This window comes from Fimbriimonadaceae bacterium, from assembly GCA_019638795.1.
In the GTDB taxonomy this organism is placed as follows: domain Bacteria; phylum Armatimonadota; class Fimbriimonadia; order Fimbriimonadales; family Fimbriimonadaceae; genus JAHBTB01.
This window is the reverse complement of the sequence record JAHBTB010000003.1, coordinates 130,694-147,304: the sequence shown is the minus strand read 5'-3', so window position 1 is coordinate 147,304 and position 16,611 is coordinate 130,694. Positions and strand designations below refer to the sequence as shown.

Annotated in this window: 18 protein-coding genes; 12 read left to right on the top strand and 6 right to left on the bottom strand. The window is 64.3% G+C overall.

Annotation, left to right across the window (positions count from 1 at the left end; translation table 11 throughout):
• Positions 1-3 precede the first annotated feature (3 nt).
• The 12 genes from KF857_05680 (at position 4) to KF857_05625 (ending at position 9,834) form a co-directional block, all read left to right on the top strand.
• Positions 4-1,056 (top strand): LacI family DNA-binding transcriptional regulator, encoded by a 1,053-nt coding sequence (locus KF857_05680; GenBank protein MBX3111484.1) that lies wholly within the window; start codon positions 4-6, stop codon positions 1,054-1,056.
• Entirely contained in the window at positions 1,053-2,336 is a 1,284-nt protein-coding gene (locus KF857_05675) for a hypothetical protein (protein ID MBX3111483.1), read from the top strand. The genes KF857_05680 and KF857_05675 overlap by 4 nt, the downstream gene beginning before the upstream one ends.
• Positions 2,337-2,454: 118 nt before the next feature.
• The gene (flgB, locus tag KF857_05670; protein ID MBX3111482.1) at positions 2,455-2,838 is read left to right on the top strand and encodes a flagellar basal body rod protein FlgB; all 384 of its coding nucleotides are present in this window, start codon (positions 2,455-2,457) and stop codon (positions 2,836-2,838) included.
• Positions 2,838-3,227 carry a flagellar basal body rod protein FlgC gene (gene flgC / locus KF857_05665; GenBank protein ID MBX3111481.1) on the top strand — a complete coding sequence of 130 codons (390 nt, stop codon included), beginning with the start codon at positions 2,838-2,840 and terminating at the stop codon, positions 3,225-3,227. The genes flgB and flgC overlap by 1 nt, the downstream gene beginning before the upstream one ends.
• Before the next feature lie 32 nt (positions 3,228-3,259).
• Positions 3,260-3,565 carry a flagellar hook-basal body complex protein FliE gene (gene fliE, locus KF857_05660; protein MBX3111480.1) on the top strand — a complete coding sequence of 102 codons (306 nt, stop codon included), beginning with the start codon at positions 3,260-3,262 and terminating at the stop codon, positions 3,563-3,565.
• Between the two features lie 34 nt (positions 3,566-3,599).
• Positions 3,600-5,327, top strand: coding sequence for a hypothetical protein (locus tag KF857_05655; GenBank protein ID MBX3111479.1), 1,728 nt, complete (start codon positions 3,600-3,602; stop codon positions 5,325-5,327).
• A complete protein-coding gene (gene fliG, locus KF857_05650) occupies positions 5,324-6,334 on the top strand; it encodes a flagellar motor switch protein FliG (protein MBX3111478.1) in 1,011 nt (336 codons plus the stop codon). Before KF857_05655 ends, fliG begins: the two co-directional genes overlap by 4 nt.
• Positions 6,321-6,989, top strand: a complete 669-nt coding sequence (locus tag KF857_05645; GenBank protein ID MBX3111477.1) for a hypothetical protein — start codon at positions 6,321-6,323, stop codon at positions 6,987-6,989. The genes fliG and KF857_05645 overlap by 14 nt, the downstream gene beginning before the upstream one ends.
• Positions 6,986-8,287 carry a FliI/YscN family ATPase gene (locus KF857_05640; GenBank protein MBX3111476.1) on the top strand — a complete coding sequence of 434 codons (1,302 nt, stop codon included), beginning with the start codon at positions 6,986-6,988 and terminating at the stop codon, positions 8,285-8,287. Before KF857_05645 ends, KF857_05640 begins: the two co-directional genes overlap by 4 nt.
• On the top strand, positions 8,280-8,699 hold the full coding sequence (fliJ, locus tag KF857_05635) for a flagellar export protein FliJ (GenBank protein MBX3111475.1): 420 nt from the start codon (positions 8,280-8,282) through the stop codon (positions 8,697-8,699). Before KF857_05640 ends, fliJ begins: the two co-directional genes overlap by 8 nt.
• A gap of 182 nt (positions 8,700-8,881) precedes the next feature.
• Positions 8,882-9,322 carry a lytic transglycosylase domain-containing protein gene (locus KF857_05630; GenBank protein MBX3111474.1) on the top strand — a complete coding sequence of 147 codons (441 nt, stop codon included), beginning with the start codon at positions 8,882-8,884 and terminating at the stop codon, positions 9,320-9,322.
• Positions 9,322-9,834 (top strand): hypothetical protein, encoded by a 513-nt coding sequence (locus KF857_05625; GenBank protein ID MBX3111473.1) that lies wholly within the window; start codon positions 9,322-9,324, stop codon positions 9,832-9,834. The genes KF857_05630 and KF857_05625 overlap by 1 nt, the downstream gene beginning before the upstream one ends.
• Before the next feature lie 12 nt (positions 9,835-9,846).
• Here KF857_05625 and KF857_05620 read toward each other — a convergent pair whose 3' ends face one another.
• From KF857_05620 to KF857_05595, 6 genes are all read right to left on the bottom strand, one after another.
• The gene (locus KF857_05620; protein MBX3111472.1) at positions 9,847-10,308 is read right to left on the bottom strand and encodes a DinB family protein; all 462 of its coding nucleotides are present in this window, start codon (positions 10,306-10,308) and stop codon (positions 9,847-9,849) included.
• A 44-nt stretch (positions 10,309-10,352) separates the two neighbouring features.
• Positions 10,353-11,150, bottom strand: a complete 798-nt coding sequence (locus KF857_05615; GenBank protein MBX3111471.1) for a class I SAM-dependent methyltransferase — start codon at positions 11,148-11,150, stop codon at positions 10,353-10,355.
• Positions 11,151-11,225: 75 nt separating this feature from the next.
• Complete coding sequence (locus tag KF857_05610) at positions 11,226-13,472, bottom strand: hypothetical protein (protein ID MBX3111470.1); 2,247 nt, start codon at positions 13,470-13,472, stop codon at positions 11,226-11,228.
• A complete protein-coding gene (locus KF857_05605) occupies positions 13,469-14,305 on the bottom strand; it encodes a carbohydrate ABC transporter permease (protein ID MBX3111469.1) in 837 nt (278 codons plus the stop codon). The genes KF857_05610 and KF857_05605 overlap by 4 nt, the downstream gene beginning before the upstream one ends.
• Positions 14,296-15,177, bottom strand: coding sequence for a sugar ABC transporter permease (locus KF857_05600; GenBank protein MBX3111468.1), 882 nt, complete (start codon positions 15,175-15,177; stop codon positions 14,296-14,298). Before KF857_05600 ends, KF857_05605 begins: the two co-directional genes overlap by 10 nt.
• On the bottom strand, positions 15,177-16,535 hold the full coding sequence (locus KF857_05595; GenBank protein ID MBX3111467.1) for a sugar ABC transporter substrate-binding protein: 1,359 nt from the start codon (positions 16,533-16,535) through the stop codon (positions 15,177-15,179). Before KF857_05595 ends, KF857_05600 begins: the two co-directional genes overlap by 1 nt.
• Positions 16,536-16,611 lie beyond the last annotated feature (76 nt).

Here is a 16,611-nt window from a genome sequence, read left to right as displayed (position 1 = left end):
GCAATGACGAGAAGGACCACGATCGACGATGTCGCCCGTTTGGCGGGCGTGGGCAAAGTGACGGTGAGCTATGTGCTCAACGGGCGCGCCGACCAAGCACGGATCAGCGCGGAGACAGCCGAGCGTGTCTTCGCCGCCGCCCGGGAACTGGACTACCGTCCCAACGGGCTTGCCCGGGCCCTTAGCCGCCAGCGTACGGACACGGTGGCCGTCGTGTTCCAGTATGCGGACTACTTCAGCGCTTCCAGCTCGTTCATCAACGAGGTCATGCGCGGTGTCTGCGAGGCATGCGTGGAGGAAGGCCTGGACGTCCTCTTGCACACCAAGCCGGCCAGCGACCCGACCGCGGAGGCGGGGGCCCTCACCGACGGGCGCGTCGACGGGGTGCTGATGCTCCGCGACGCCGACGACCCGACGTTGAACGCGGTGCTGGGACGACGGTTTCCGACCGTGCTGTTCTTCACGAGGACGACACAAGAGGGCGTGCCCTTCGTGGACTGCGACAACCATTCCGGCGGCATGCTCGCGACGGAACACCTCATCAGCCTCGGACACCGGCGGATCGGGTTTCTGCACGGGTCGGTCAAGAGCGTGGACTCGGTAGAGCGTGGGGCGGGGTACCGCGCCGCCCTTGAAAGGCACGGGATCGCCTACGATCCCGGCCTCGTGCGGCCGTTTGCGTCGGCCGACGACGACCCCCGGCCCTTTGTCGAATTGATGAGGCTCCCCGACCGCCCGACTGGCTTGTTCGTCTGGTCGGACGACGTCGCGTTCGAGTGCCTGCGTCTTCTCGGCGGACTTGGGCTCGACGTGCCCGGTGACGTCAGCGTCGTCGGCTTCGACAGTTCGGCCGCCTGCGACCGGGTCTCGCCGCCCCTCACCAGTGTCAACCAACCAGTGGCCGAAATGGCCCGCGCAGCGACAAAGTTGCTCGCCCGCATCCTTCGTGGCGATGCTCCGGCAGAAGGCCGGCAAATCGTCTTCCCGTTGGAACTCGACGTCCGGGCATCGACGCAAGCCGTCCGCCCCACGCCATCACACCTCACCCGTCCATGAGCCTTGCCCTCGTCGCCGCCGTCGCAACCCTTTCCGCGCAGACTCCCCTCAGAGGCCAGGCCCTGCTCGACGACTTGTCGCGCCGGGCGGTCAAGTTCTTTTGGGAGACGCCTAATCCCCGGACCCACTTTTCCCTGGACCGCGCACCCAACTTTGACGACTCGCCGACGAGTAACGGGGAGGTCAGCAGCATCGCCTCGACCGGATACGCTTTGGCGGCCTGTGCGGTGGGGGTGCACCGAGGTTGGCTCCGCAAAGGCGAGGCCCTCGAACGGGTGCGAGAGACCTTGCGCCAGGTGTACGCCAAGTCTCAGCACGACCACGGCTGGTTCTATCACTTCATCGACTGGCAGACCGGTAAGAGGGTATGGAACAGCGAAGTCAGTTCGATCGACACGTCGCTGTTCCTGAACGGGGCGTTGGTGGCGCAGACCTACTTCAAAGACAAGGAGTTCGACGCGCTCTTGAAGCGGATCACCGACCGGATCGACTGGAAATGGATGCTGACCGACGGTGGGGCGAAGCCAGACTCCGTCCACTTCTCGATGGGATGGAGGCCGGAAAACGGCTTCATCGAGGCGAGGTGGGACAGTTTTAACGAGTTGATCCACTTGGAACTGATCGCTTACTCGTTGTGGCCCGAAATGCCGGTGAAGAGTTGGGAGACTTGGAAGCGGCCCGTGGTCGAGTATGCAGGTCACCGTTTGTTCGCGGGCGGACCGCTGTTCCTGCACCAAATGTCGCAGGGGTTCTACGACTTGTCGGGCCGCCGCGACCGACTGGGTTATGACTACTGGGTCGACAGTCGGGAGGCCACCCTTGCCCAGATCGCTTACTGCAAGGCCAACCCCGGTAAGTTTGCGGGCTATTCGGACCAAATCTGGGGCCTCTCCGCCTGCGACAACCCCGACGGCTACAACGCCAACGGCGCTCCGGTGTGGGTGACGGACAACGGCACGCTGGCTCCCGCGTGTGCGACGGCAAGCGTGCTTTTCACACCGAAGGAAAGCCTGGCCGCCACCGAGGCGATCGTCCGCCGGTATCCCCAGACATACGGCATTTACGGCTTCACCACCGGCTTCAATCCGTCGCGCAAGTGGCAGTCACCCGACGTGATCGGCATCGACATCGGGCAAATGATGCTCAATATTGAGAACGCCCGGGACGGCGCGCTCCACAAGGCGGTCATGGCCGACCCGAGGGTACAGGCCGCCTTTGCCAAGATCGGCTTGGTCAAGACCGACGAAGGGCCGTTGGAGACCCGTCCTCTCAAGAAGTAGCACCCCTAAGGTTCCCCAGTAAAAACACCGAAAATCCAGATGGGCCGGACTAGCGCCGGACCAGGCGACCATGGACCAGGTTGCCTGACCGCGAACGGAAGCGCGGAAGGAGACGACCGTGCAGATACTGGAAACCCTGTTTGGGCCGAACGTGAGGAACCTGAGCCACTCCATGACTCGGGCGTCCATGCGTCAGTCGGTGCTCAACAACAACCTCGCCAACGTCAACGTGCCGAACTACCGTCGGCGCGACGTCGATTTCAGCACTGTGCTCGAAGGTGAGACCAGCAAACCCGGGGCCAAGCTCAAGTCGATCCAGCAAAAGCTGGGCATGCACGGTGTGACCACCGAACGCGCCAAAGTCCGCGTCGACGGCAACAGCGTCGACCTGGAGAAAGAGGTCACCGCGATTTCGGAGACCGAGCTTCGTTACGACATGCTCACCGAAATGACGGGGCGGTTCTTCAGCGGTCTCAAGAACGTGATCCGGGAAGGTAAGTGATGACACTCAACCAAGCATTGCGGTACAGCGGCTCCGGCATGGTGGCCGAGCGCACGCGGATGGACGTGATCAGCGCGAACATCGCCAACGCGAACAGCATGAAGACCCCCGACCAAGACGCCTACCGGCGCCAATCGGTCGTGCTCACGGGGTCCGACCAAGGCGTACGGGTCAGCGGCATCCAGAAGGACATGGGCTCGCTGCGGGCCGTGCCCGACCCCTCCAACCCCTTTGCCGACGACAAAGGTTACGTGTACTACTCGAACGTCGAACCGGTCACCGAAATGGTGAACCTCATGACGGCCAACCGGTCGTACGAGGCCAATATCGCCGCGTTCAACTCAGTCAAAGGCATGATCCGCGCCGCGATGCAAATCGGCAAGGTGTGACCAGGCCAGGGAAGTAAGGGAGTATCGACACTATGCGCATCGACAACGTGATCGCCGCGCCTGCCCAGTTGACGCAGACACCGGAACTGGCCACCCCGACGACGGTCGAAGAACCGTCCGAGGACTTCGGCCACATGCTGATGGACGCCCTGAAGGAAGTGAACAAGACGCAGGTGGAGAGCCAGCGCTTGCAGAACGACTTTATGGCGAATCGGCCGGTGGAGACCCACGATCTGATGATCGCGATGGAGAAGGCCAGCACCGCCATGCAGCTGACGCTGCAAGTGCGCAACAAGGTGCTGGAGGCCTACCAGGAGATCAGCAGGATGAACGTGTAGCCCTCGACCCGGCCGGTCTGTGTCCGAGGCCGAAATGGGTTCAATTTTTCAGAAAGTCAGGGACTGGTGGGACGCCGCCGACCGCACCCAGCGTGTGGTCAGTGTCGTGGGCGTCGCGCTGTTCGCTGCCGTCGTGGCGGTGACGGTCATCATGGCCAGCGCGCCGACGATGCAGCCCGTCGCCATCGGCGCGACCGAAGTCGAAAAGCAAGGCATGCTTGACGAACTTCAGAAGAAGGGCTATCGCGTCGAGGTCAACCAGGCCGGAAACGTCGTCGTCCCCGAGAAGGACGTCGCGCGGGCCAAGATGACCCTTGCCGGTGCCGGCAAGTTGCCTCGCGGAGGCAGCAGCGGGTTCTCCACCACCGTCGGCGCCTTTGACACCCCCAACGTCGAGAAGCAGAAGTTGCTCGCGATGTTGGAGAACGAACTCTCTGAGTCCATCAACACCCTGGACGGCGTGCAGTCTTCCCGGGTCCACATCGCCCCCGGCCGTGAGTCGGCCGTTGTGGACGAGAAGGTGAACCCCACCGCCACCGTCAACATCATGGAGTCGCAGCCCGGCAAGCTGGGCAAGGTCGAGGGCAAGTCGATCGCCAACCTGATCCAAGGGGCGGTCACCGGCCTGGACAGCAAGGGCGTCAAGGTGGTCCTCTCCAGCGGCAAGACTCTCTACGACGGGGCCGAGCAGGAATCGGACAGCGCCATCGCCAACACCAAGCTTGAGGCGGAGAGGGCCCAATCAAAGACCCGCACCGAGGCCCTGCAACGCGAACTCGACATGGCCTTCGGCAAGGGCAACACGATCGCCGACGTCCAGGTGACCCTGAACATGGACCCGACCGAGGTCGTGACGCATCAAGAGACGCCGAGCGAGACTCCCGCGCGAATCGACACGGGGGTCGAGAAGCTCAACGCAAGCACGGCGACACCGACAGGGGTCGGTGGCCTCGACGCCAACATCCCGCAGAACGGGGCGAACACGACGTCGGTCGGCACGAACGGACAGAAGTACGACAGCAACGTCAAGAGCGCGACGTACGCGGTGAGCGTGGTCAACAAGAAGGAGACGAAGGCGCGCGGCGACATCGCCGGCATCACCTATTCGGTGCTTGCCAACAAGGGGGCGGTGAAAGACATCCCGGCCCTGAAGAAACTTGTAGAAGGCAAGCTGGGTGACAAGTTTGGCGAGCCCGGATTCACCGCGACCGTTGTCGAGACCGAGTTCAGCCAGGAGCAGGCGAAGGCGACCGAGAAGATGGTGGCGGAAAACGCCAGCGCTCAGCGCACGGCCCAGATCATCCAGGCCCTTCCCGCCGTCGCCCTGATCGTCGCGGGGTTCATGGTGGTCCGTGCCTTGGGCAAGCATCTCGGGTCCGTGACCGGCCAGGTGACCGCTCCCAGCCTGGCCATCGAAGGCGGTGGGGCACTACCCGGCAACATGGTCCAGATCGGGCCGGACGGCGTCCGGATGAGCGCCGAGTCGGCTAACGCCCTCCAGGCCCTTGAGGGAGAGTCGACGCCTGAGGAAGTGCAGGCGAAGGAGGCCGCGGAGGAAGCCATGCGCGAGACAGAGCGGACCGCCCAAGTCATGGCCGCACTCGGCATCGACGAAGAGGACTCCAGCGTCGATGTGAGCGCGATCAAAGCAAAGATCAACGTGCCGCTGGAACAGATCAAGAAGATGGCGAAGAAGAGGCCTGAGATTGTCGCGATGTTGCTGAAGAGTTGGCTGATGGAAGAGGGGCCCAGCCTGCGATGAGGAAGATCCCGTCGGAAATGACCCCGCGGCGCAAGGCCGCGGTCATCCTCACCGTCCTCGGGCCCGAGCTGGCCGCCGGGGTGGTGCGCCACCTCACCGACGACCAGGTCGAGGCCCTTTCGCTCGAAGTCGCCCGGATGGAAAAGATCGGGCACGAGCAGCGCGCCCAGATCATCGAAGAGTTCCACCAGATCGCCCAGGCTCAGGACTTCATCGCCGAGGGGGGCATCGACAACGCCCGCAAGGTGCTTGAGGCCGCGTTTGGTGAAGAGAGGGCCGCAGGGATGGTCCGCAAGGTGCTGACCGCGATGCAGGTCGTGCCGTTCGAGTTCCTGAAGAGGGCCGACCCCCAACAGCTTCTTGGGTTCATCCAAGACGAACACCCCCAGACCGTCGCGCTCATCCTGGCCTACATGCCGGTGAACCAGGCCGCGATGATCTTGACCCGCCTGCCCGAGCAACTACGCGCCGAAGTGGCAGAGCGCATCGCGGCGATGGACCAGACCCCGCCGGAAGTCATCCGAGGTGTCGAAAAGGTCCTTGAACGCAAGATGCACAACATCTTGAACACCGAGATGACCAAGGCCGGCGGCCCCAAGGCCCTTGTCGACCTGCTCAACCGTGTCGACCGCGCCACCGAACGACTGATCATCGAAAACCTGAGCGAGAACAACCCCGAGCTTGCCGAAGAGGTCAAGAACATGATGTTCGTCTTCGAGGACATCGTGGTCTTGGAAGACCGCGCCATCCAAGCGGTGCTTAAGGAAGTGGACGGCAAGGATCTGGCCACGGCTCTCAAGGGCGTCGGCCACGAGGTGCAGCAGAAGGTCTTCAGCAACATGTCCGAGCGGGCGATGAACATGCTGAAGGAGGACATGGACTTCATGGGGCCGATCAAGCTGAGGTTGGTCGAGGAGTCGCAGCAGCGCATCGTCGCCGTGATCCGGCGCCTGGAGGAGTCCGGCGACATCACCATCGGCCGCGGAGAAGCAGATGTCCTCATCTAGCCCGAGGATCTTGCGCGGGGCGGGCGAGCTACCGAAGTTTGTGGACGCTCTCAAGCCCATCGGCATCCTCGGGGGGCACGTCGGGCGGGTCTCGAGGCTTGAGTTGGAAATCAGCCAACTCCGCGAGAACGCGGTGAACGAGGGGCGCGCCGCGGGTTACAGCGACGGCTACCAAGACGGCTTCGACGTGGGCCGGTCTGAAGGCTATGACATCGCCAAGGGAAGCTACGAGACTGAGGTCGCTGCGGTACGCGAGCGACTGGGCCAGATTGTCGCGGTCGCCGAGCGGTCGGTGGACGAATGGCACGCCGCCGCCGCGGAGCACTACGCCGGAGTGGCGCTGGAGATCGCCCGTCGAGCCATCGGGGCAGAGCTCCAGCTGAGCCGGGAGTCGGTGCTGGAGCTTGCGAAAGAGGCCCTTGCCGAACTCCGCCACGGTACGACGGTGCGCTTGAGGGTCAACCCGGGCGACGCCGAGATGGTCGCGACCAACCGGGCGATGATCATGCAGGCGGTGGCGGGCATCAAGGACGTCGAGATCGTCGCCGACGAGAGCGTGGCCGCCGGTTGTCAGGTCGAGTCGGAGTTTGGCCTGGTGGACGCCAGGGTGGAGACTTTCCTTGACCGCATCGCCCAGGAGGCGCGGTCGGCATGACCAAGATCCTTGAGGCGTCGCGCCGCACGGCGCGCCACGTCGTGCTTGGCCGCGTCGCCCAAGTCGTCGGCCTGGTCGCCGAGTCAGACGGCCCCACCTCAAGGATCGGCGACGTTTGCGTCGTCGAGACAAGTGGCGGCGCTGGGCAGGTGACCTGCGAGGTGGTCGGGTTCCGGGGCGAGCGTGTCCTGCTCATGCCCCTCGGCGAAATGACCGGGGTCCAGCCGGGCAGCCTGGTCCGTTCGACCGGTTCTTGCCTGCGTGTGCCGTCGGGCAACGGCTTGCTTGGACGGGTGCTCGACGGCTTGGGCCGCCCCATTGACGGGAAGGGGCCGTTGGACATAACCGGCACCGTCCCCAACATCGCCGCACCGCCCAACCCGATGGAACGGCAGATGATCGACCGTCCCTTTGCCACCGGCGTCCGGGCCATCGACGGGATGCTGACGATGGGGGTCGGGCAGCGCATGGGCGTCTTCGCCGGTTCTGGCGTGGGAAAGAGCACGCTCCTGGGCATGATCGCCCGGTACGGGCGGGCCGATGTCAACGTCATCGCCCTCGTCGGCGAGCGGGGCCGCGAAGTGCGGGAGTTCATCGAGAACGACCTTGGCCCGGACGGCCTCGCGCGCAGCGTCGTCGTCGTCGCCACGAGCGACGAACCGGCCCTTGTCCGCATCAAAGCGGCACTCACCGCCACCGCCGTGGCCGAGTCTTTCCGTGACCAAGGGCACGACGTGCTCCTGATGATGGACTCGGTCACCCGCTTCGCCATGGCCCAACGCGAAGTGGGCCTCGCCGTGGGCGAGCCGCCGAGCACCAAGGGGTACACGCCGAGCGTTTTCGCGCTGCTCCCTCGTCTGTTGGAGCGGGCCGGGTGCGCCGCCAAAGGGGCGGTGACGGCGATCTACACCGTCTTGGTCGACGGCGACGACACGAACGAGCCCGTCGCCGACGCGACTCGGGCGATCCTTGACGGCCACATCGTGCTGAGCCGTAAGCTCACCAGCCGGGGCCACTACCCGCCGATCGACGTGCAGAACAGCCTGAGCCGGACCATGCCGATGGTCGTCGGCCCTGACCAAGTGAGCCAGGCCAACGGCATGCGCGAGCTCATGGCCGACTACGCCGACGTCGAAGACCTCGTGAGCGTCGGCGCCTACAAGCCGGGCACCCAACCCCGGTCGGACACCGCCATCGCCAAGATGCCGGCGGTCAACGAATTCTTGCGACAAGACAAGTCAGAACGCTCCGAGTTCGAAGTGACGCGCGAGCGACTCAGGGAGATCATCGATGCCTAGATTCCGATTTCGGCTTCAGAAGCTACTGGACTACCGTCGCCTGCAGGAGAAGTGGGCCAAAGACGCATGGGCCGACGCCCAGCGCCGACGGATCGACGTCGAGCGCGACATCGAGGCGGTGCAGGTTGAACGCGCCGGCATGCTCGAGTCCAAACCCTTGACCCTCGCTGACCACCAGGCCTTGGAGCGGTACCTTGACCGCCTCGACGACCAAGAGCGGGCCCACGAGGCGCTGGTCGCGATCCTCTTGGACGAGGAGGAAGAGGCGAGGCGGGCCTGGTTGGCCGCCCGTCAGGAAGCCCACGCCCTAGAGACCCTGCGTGAGCAAGCTGCCGCCGACTGGAAGAAGTTCGAAGAGAGGGAGGAGCAAAAGGAACTCGACGAGTGGGTGTCGATGAGGAGGGTGGCATGACGATCCAAATGAAGGGTCCGGAGGGCGTCCTGGCCCGCATCCAAGAGATCGAAAACCAGATCGCGAGCATCTCGGGAAAGCTGGGGGCCGACGTCAGCCCGCAACCGACGGCGAGTCCAGGCAGCTTCGCCGCTACACTCGCGGGCAAGATCAAGCCGGGTCCAGGCGGGTCTCTCGCCCCGATGGACCCGATGGCGTTTGGACTGGGAAGGGTGCCGAGCACGGCCCGGGCCGCGTTGTTGGACATGGTCCGCGAGGCGGCGGCCAAGTACGGGGTGGACACCGCCCTGTTCCAGGGTCTCGTCCAGCAAGAAAGCGACTTCAACTCCCGTCTCGTCAGCTCGGCCGGGGCGATGGGCTTGGCCCAGTTGATGCCGGCCACGGCCCGGGCCCTGGGTGTCGACGATCCGTTCGACCCGCGCCAAAACCTCGAAGGCGGGGCCAAGTACCTCAGCCAGATGCTCAAGCAGTTTGGTGACGTGAAGCTGGCCCTCGCCGCCTACAACGCGGGGCCTGGCGCGGTGGCCAGGGCCAAGGGCATCCCGGAGATCCCCGAGACCCAAGACTACGTGCGCAAGGTGCTTGGCTACGCTGAGCGCATCCGGGCTGGCGGAGGGCTCTAATGGCTGGAAAGAAGGGGAAGGGTCTGGTCATCGGGATCGTGGTGGGCCTGCTCGTGCTTGGCGGGGGTGGCTTCGCCGCGATGGCGGCGATGGGCAAGGTGCCGTTCCTCGCCAAAAAGGGCAAGACCCCCCCGGTCACGTACGGAGAAGGCAAGGAGCCGTCGAAGGCGAAGCCCTTGACTGAGCACACGGCCGAGGCGAAGCCTGCCGCCACCACCGCCGACCCGGCCGGTACGAAGCCGGACGCTCCGGCCAAGAAGCCGGTCGCTGCCGTCGAGCCGCCTGATCCCGTGAAGGGGGCCAAGAAGATCGCCTCGGTCTGGAACAACATGGAGACCGCTGACCTTGTGAAAATCGCCAAGGCGTATCCCCAGGCCGAACTTCCGCTGATCTTGACCCGGATGGAAGCGGAGAAGGCGGCCGAGCTCCTCGCCGGCTTGGACCCCGCCACCGCGGCCAAACTCAGCCAAGAGATGGCGAAGATCGCCGGGGCGCCGTCCAAGGCCCTCTGACCACGGGACGGCTCAGGCCCAGTGCTTGGCGTCGTCGCCAAGCAGGGTCTGGATGAAGTTCAATTGGCCGCTGTGATACCAAAGGTGCAGGGTCATGAACCGACACCGTTCGAACTTGGTGGTCTCACCGTACTCGGTGGTCACCTTGGTCTCCAAGTCGGCCTCGGTGAATGGGCTTACCGTGGCCATCACCGCTGCTGACGAGGCGTCGAACGACGCGAGGGCAGACGCCTTGTCCCGTAGTCCGTCGGGGGCGGTCAGCCAGCCCTCGGGCCAGTCCACCATCGGCTCGCCGCGAAGGCACCTCGCGACATCGTCGTTGACCATATTGACCTCGTAGACGATGTCGGCCACCGTCCGGCTCTTGCCTCCGAACGACTGGGCGAACGCCGATTCGGGAATGGCTTCAAGGTCCTGACGGAAGATCTTGAGGGCCGATTTGAGCGGGCCGACGGCGGCACGGGTGAGGTCCATGGCCCATCCTACCGTCCTCAGGGAGGGCGGCGGGACGGGCCAAGTCAGGCCTTGGTCGCGCGGGTGACCAGGTAATGCTGGCGGAGTTGGTTGTCCTGGATGTACTCCGCGAGCAGGGCGTCGAGTTCAGCCCGGAACTCCGCCAAGCGGGCCGGATCGTCCTGCGTGCTCGCGACGATCTTGATCAAGGGTGCGGCGGTCACCTCCATGAAGTGGCGGAAGTGTTGGGGGCTCAATGCCGGGGTCGTCGTCAGTTCGCGCTCAAACACAATGTCCTTGACGGCCGCACCCAGCCGCTCACGGACGGTCTCGGCGGAGCCCCACTGGGCCGGGTGGGGCACGCCTTCCATCGGCGGCGAGTAGCGTCCGACGAGCTGGAACATGCGGCCCATGACCATTTCGGGCGGCCAAGTGGAAAACGCGACCGTGCCTCCAGGCCGCAAGACCCGGAGCATCTCCGACACCGCCAAGGCAGGGCGTGGCGCGAAAATGTGGCCAAATTGGCTGGTCACGATGTCGAACTGGCCGTCATCAAACGGCAACGCCTCCACATCTCCTTCGATGAACTCAATGTCGACTTCGGCCATGCGGGCGTTCCAACGCGCCCTTTCGAGCAATGGCGGGCAGAGGTCCAAACCCTTGGCACGCGCACCTTTGCGTGCTGCCGTGACCGTCACGACACCGGTGCCGCAACAAACGTCCAGGACACGGTCTCCGGCTTTGATCCCCGCATGACGGACTAGGGCGGCGGCAGGCGGGGTCGTGAACGTCTCGACCGGGACGAACAGAGCCCAGACCTCCCGCTGTGCGGCTTTGAAAGCGGCAAAGGGGTCATCGGACATGCCAGAAATATACATGGACCGGCCCAAGCCCTGTATCAAGGCCGTGTCAAGGTCCGGTCCGTCGGGGCCCGGCGCCTACTTGAGGCGAGCCAAGGAGACGCGGCCCTTGTGGTCGGTGAGCGTGACCTTGTTCCGCTTGCCCGTGGAGGAGACGACGACCGCCTCGGCCCGGTCGTAGCGGTCGGAGAGGACGACCTCGTCCCCGTCGACTTGGGCGGTCAGCCCGTCGATCCCGAAGGCCTCCCGGCGGCTGACGTCGACATAGGCGTCACCGTAGCCATCGAAGACGGTGGCGGCCGCGGCCAAGGCCGCGCCGTTGCCCCACGAATAGATGTTGAACGGGCCGATCTGGTCGACCGCCGGCCCGGGGCCACCGTGGGCGATGTTCTCCATCATGAAGCCGTAGCTTTCCGGGCCAAAGAAGGGGTACTTGGCCTCGTAAGCCGCCTTGACCTCCTTGTTCTCCGGGCAATACATCATCGCAAAGGAGGCGCGGAGGGCGGAGACGCCCCGCTCGAAGTACTCGGGGTGGCCCGTCCTCCGGTAATAGTCGAGGTAGAGAGGAGCGAAGAGGCTCTGGCGGGCGTCGTCCCATTCACCGTCGGCGTTCATCACGCCAAAGCCGCCGTGGGTCGGGGCGGGGATGTTGGACGGCTCCCAAACCTGTTGGTACAGGCTGAGCTCGTCGAGGCACCGACGGCCCAGGGCCAGGTACTTACCTTGGCCAAACACTTCGTCGGCCTTCAGGAACGCCTCGGCGCACCAGAAGATCGAGAGGGTGTTGGACTTATAGACACCGTTGCGGGCGATGCGCTTGCCGATCAGGTCGTCACCCCAACGGCTGCACGAGAAGTAGGTCTCGAAGTCCTCCCACCGACTCTCCTTGACGGGGCCGTCGGCGAGGTAGTCGAGGGCACGTCGGGCCGCTTGGCGGTAGTCGTCCCGGTCGGGGTGCCGTCGGACCAGGTCGATGAGCAAGGAAGCGCCCATCGCCGATTCCGGCCCGGCCCTGAGCACCGGGCAGACTGAGCCGTCGGGCTCGACCCAGCCGGGGAAGCTCCCGTCGGCGGCCTGGAGCTTGCACAGGCGGTCGGCGAACTTGGCCACGTAAGTGTCGGCGTCCGCCGACCCAGGATTCATGTCGGCCCATTCCAGAAGGAGACGGGCGGTGAAGGCGGCGTCAAGGATGTGGACGGCCTTCTCCGAAACACCGGGCGGCCGGCGGTCGGAATTCGTCCACCGGGCCTTGTCCCAACCCACCGTGTCCTTGTAGAGCTGGTACCACTGGCCGTTCCCGGTCGTGTAGACGGCGGGGAAGAGGCCGTCGGTCTGCGGGGCGGCCAAGGCCAGGTTGGTCATCAGTTTGGCCCGACGCTCTAGATCCCCCGACCCGGTGCGCCGGGCATATCGCAGAAGGCCGTTGGCCGTCCGCTGGTTTGAGAACCAAGCTTGGTTCCACACCGAGCGTTGCTCGCGCCATTTCCTCTGGTCCATCGGGACGCTGGGGTGCTGGGCGACGTCGACGATGAACGCGGGCGCGCCGCAGGGCCTCCCGTCGACGGTGAACTCTTGCCATACCGTGTCTCCCCAGCCCTTGGGCTCATGGGCGAACGCCCAGTTCGCGACATGGCCGGAGTAGGTCAGAAAGGTGGCGCGTTGGCTGCCTCCCTTGAGGTAGCCGCTCCGTCCCCACCGTCGCCAAAGCTCACGTGAGGCAAAGCCGTATGGGTTGGCAAGGTCCTCCGGGCTGTCGCTGGTCAAGACGTGGACACGCACCCGTGCCTTCTGCCCCGTGTACTGCACGTCGGTCGGCACGTAGGCGACGTGGAACTTATCGACCTTGTACGCACCGGCCGCGACGCTGACGGTGTGGGCGGGGTGGTCGTAGTCCAGCCAGACCATCCAGCCGTGGCGGTGGGCCGCTTCAATGTCGTCTTTGTCGATGACAAGGGCCATGACCCGGCCACCGTCGGCGAGCAGGACGACCGGGGAGCGCAAGGAGTGGTCCCCGATGACGGTGTCGCCGTAGGGCGAGACGTGGGGAAGCCAAATCGACGTCGGGGACTGGATGTTGTGCCGCAAGCGCCACACCGCCCCAGGCCCCGAACCCTTCTCCGGCAATTGGTCGACAAAGTCGAGGGTCGTCTCCGTGCGACTGTGCGTCACCTTCGGGAGTGGGGCGGAACTCTTGATGACGAGGGACACGCCGTGGCCGACGGCGGTCTCTTGGGAATGGAGGCTTTGCTGCACGCGATGGACCACCGGACCGCGGGCCGACACGGCCCCGGTCAGAGCGAGGAGAAACGACAGGGACAGGCTCAACCTTTGAGCCCCCCGAGCGCGATGCCTTCGACGACGTAGCGCTGGCTGAAGAGGTAGACGATCAGCACCGGCACGACGACAAAGGTCGCCCCCGCCATCAGCAAGGGCCAACTCATCACGTAGTGGCCGGCAGAGAGGGCGGAGATCGCGAGGGGCAAGGTGCGCATCTCGTCGCTCTTGACGACGATCAAGGGGCCGAGGAAGTCGTTCCACGCACCAAGGAACGTGAAGAGCGCCAACGTCGCGACGGCGGGTTTAGCCAAGGGCATGATGATCCGGGCATAGATCCGGTACTCGCTGGCCCCGTCGATGCGGGCGGCGTCGAGATAGTCGTCCGGGATCGTGATCATGTACTGGCGGAGGAAGAAGATGCCGAACGCACCGGCCAGGCCGGGGACGATCAGGCCAGGGAAACTGTCCAACCATCGCAATTGCTTGAGCAACAAGAAGGTCGGGATCATGTTCACTTGGAACGGGATCATCAGGGTGGCGAGAAGCCCGAGGAACAAGACGTTCCGGCCCTTGAAATCATACTTGGCAAAACCGAACGCCGCCATGGAGTTAATGAGCAGGCTGCCGACGGTGATCGTCACGCTGACGACGATGCTGTTGAAGAAGAACCGGGCAAACGGCGCGATTTTCCACGCCGCCACGTAGTTTTCGAACCGCAGGGGCAGGGGCAAGAACTTCGGCGGGAAAGCGAAGGCGTCGGCGTCGGTGCGCAGGGAGGTGAGGACCATCCACAGGAACGGCACGAGCATGGCCAGGCCCACCAACGTGACGATGGTCCACACCGACCCCCGGACAATCCGCGTGAGCGGCTTCACTGCCATGTCTGCAACCTCCGGTTGTAGTATTGCCGTTGGAGGACTGTCAAGACAAGGACGATGGCGAAGAGGAGGACGGCCATCGCTGACGCATAACCAAAGTCTAAACTTTGGAACGCAGTTTGCCACAAGTAGAACAGATAAACCCTGGTCTTATCGAGCGGTCCGCCGCCGGTCATGATGTACACGCTTTGGAAGACTTGGAAGCCTCCGATGACACCCATGATCGTGAGGAACATGGTGGTCGGGGTGAGCAAGGGCCAGGTGACGTGGCGGAAGCTCTGCCAGAAACTCGCGCCGTCGATCTTGGCCGCCTCCAAGACTTCGTCGGGGATCGACTTGAGCCCGGAGATGTAAATGAGGACACTGAAGCCCAGCCCGTGCCACACGCTGACGGCGGCGACGGTCGGCATCGCGAGGTTGGGGTCTCCTAGCCAGCCCGGGGTGGGAAGTCCGAACGATCGAAGAAGGGCATTGAACAAGCCGAACTCGGGATTGAGCAGCCATTGCCAGACGAAGGCGACGGCGGCCAGGCTGGTCACGTTGGGCAAGAAGTACATCGCCCGCATCGCCGACCGGCCCCGGAACCACTTCTGGTCCAGGGCCATCGCGACGGCGAGTGACAGGGCCAGGCCGGTCGGTAAGGTGAAGAGGACAAAAACCGCCGTGTTGGTGAGGGTGGTCCACACCAGCGGGTCGTCCTTCAGGCGGGCGTAGTTCTCAAACCCGACGAAGTACGGCTTGCTGATCCCGTCGAAGGCGGTGAAGCTGAGGCCGATCCCCCAGGCGCACGGCACAATGACGAACAAGGTGATGAGGAGCAGGGCGGGCGCGATGAACTCCCACCCCCAGTTGTCTTTGGAGCGTCTCGGTTTCATCAGGGTCCCACCCTCATCTTCTCAACCCGCTTGGACTCGGCGATCTGCTGGTTCGCCCGGCGTGCCGCGTCCTTGAGCGACTCCATCGGGTCGGCGTTTTGCAGGAGGACGCGGTCCACCGCCTCGCGGAGGAACATCCCGAGGACGTCGGAGTGCTGGCTGGACTGCTTGATCGTGGTCCAGTTGTTCTGCAGCACGGTCGGTATCCACCCGCACTTCTCGTCGAACTCTTCCTGGCTGTCGATGCCGGGAATGATCCCCTTGGCGCCGGTCACGTCACGGAACTCGGGGGAGCGAAGGGCCGACCAGCGGGCCGGCGGCGCGACCCACAGATAGCGCCAATACTCGATCAGGGCTTCCTTGCTGCTCAGGAACTTGACCAACTTCCAAGCCTCGTCGGGGTGCTTTGTCTGGGCGCTGATCCCCCAGAAGCAGGAGCCGCTGACCGACATGGGGTATTTGCCGCGGGGAAGCGGGGCGACGCCAAACCGGAGGTTCGGCGCGTTCTTCTTGAGTGACGGAGTCCGCCAACTGCCGTCGATGAAGAGGGCGACCTTGCCGGCCTCAAAAAACTTGTCAGGGCCGAGGCCGCCGCGCTGGTCGCTCGACTGGCTGAGGGTGTAGGAGTGCATCAGACTCTTGTAGAACTTGAGGGCGCCTGCCGCTTCAGGGCTGTCGATGACGACCTTCTCGCCGTCGTCGGACCAGATCTTGCCTCCGGCCTGGAAGACAAATGGTTGGAAGGTGGCGTCGTTCCAGCCCATGTTCAGGCCGATGATCTCGGGATGCCCGTCGCCGTCCGTGTCTTTGGTCAGCTTTTCGGCGGCCTTGCTGAGATCGTCCCACGTCCAGTTCTCGTCGGGGTACGCCATCCCGGCCTTGTCAAAGAGGTCTTTGTTATAGAAGAGGCCGAGGATGTTGATGTCCTGGGGGACACCGTAGGTCTCGCCGTCGTACTGGAGGGCGTCCCACAGGATCGGGATGAAGTCTTTCCGGTCGATCCCATCGGGGCCGTCGATGTACTTGTTCAGGGGCAGGTCGAGCCCGCGCCGGATCCAGGGCATGTTGCCCGCGGTGTTCTCGCGGATCACGTCGGGTGAAATCCCTCCGGCGTAGGACAGCAAGACGCGGTTGGGATAGTCTTCGAAGTGGTGGAACCGAACCTTGATGCCGGGGTTCTGCCGCTCAAACTCGGGGATGTAGACCTTGGTGTAGAGGTCGTTTTCGAAAGGCATGCCCCAGACGCACATCTCCACCTCGACGGGGGACGAGGCGTCATGTTTAGGCGCGGCCCGCTCCGGCATGACGAGCCGGAAGACGAGCAGGGCGAGTGCGGCGACGGTGATTGCCCTTAGCATTGGTCAGCAAGCCTCCTGTCGGGGTGATACTCGATTTTGAGGTTCCCGTATGATAGCCTGAGATTCTATTTTGCAC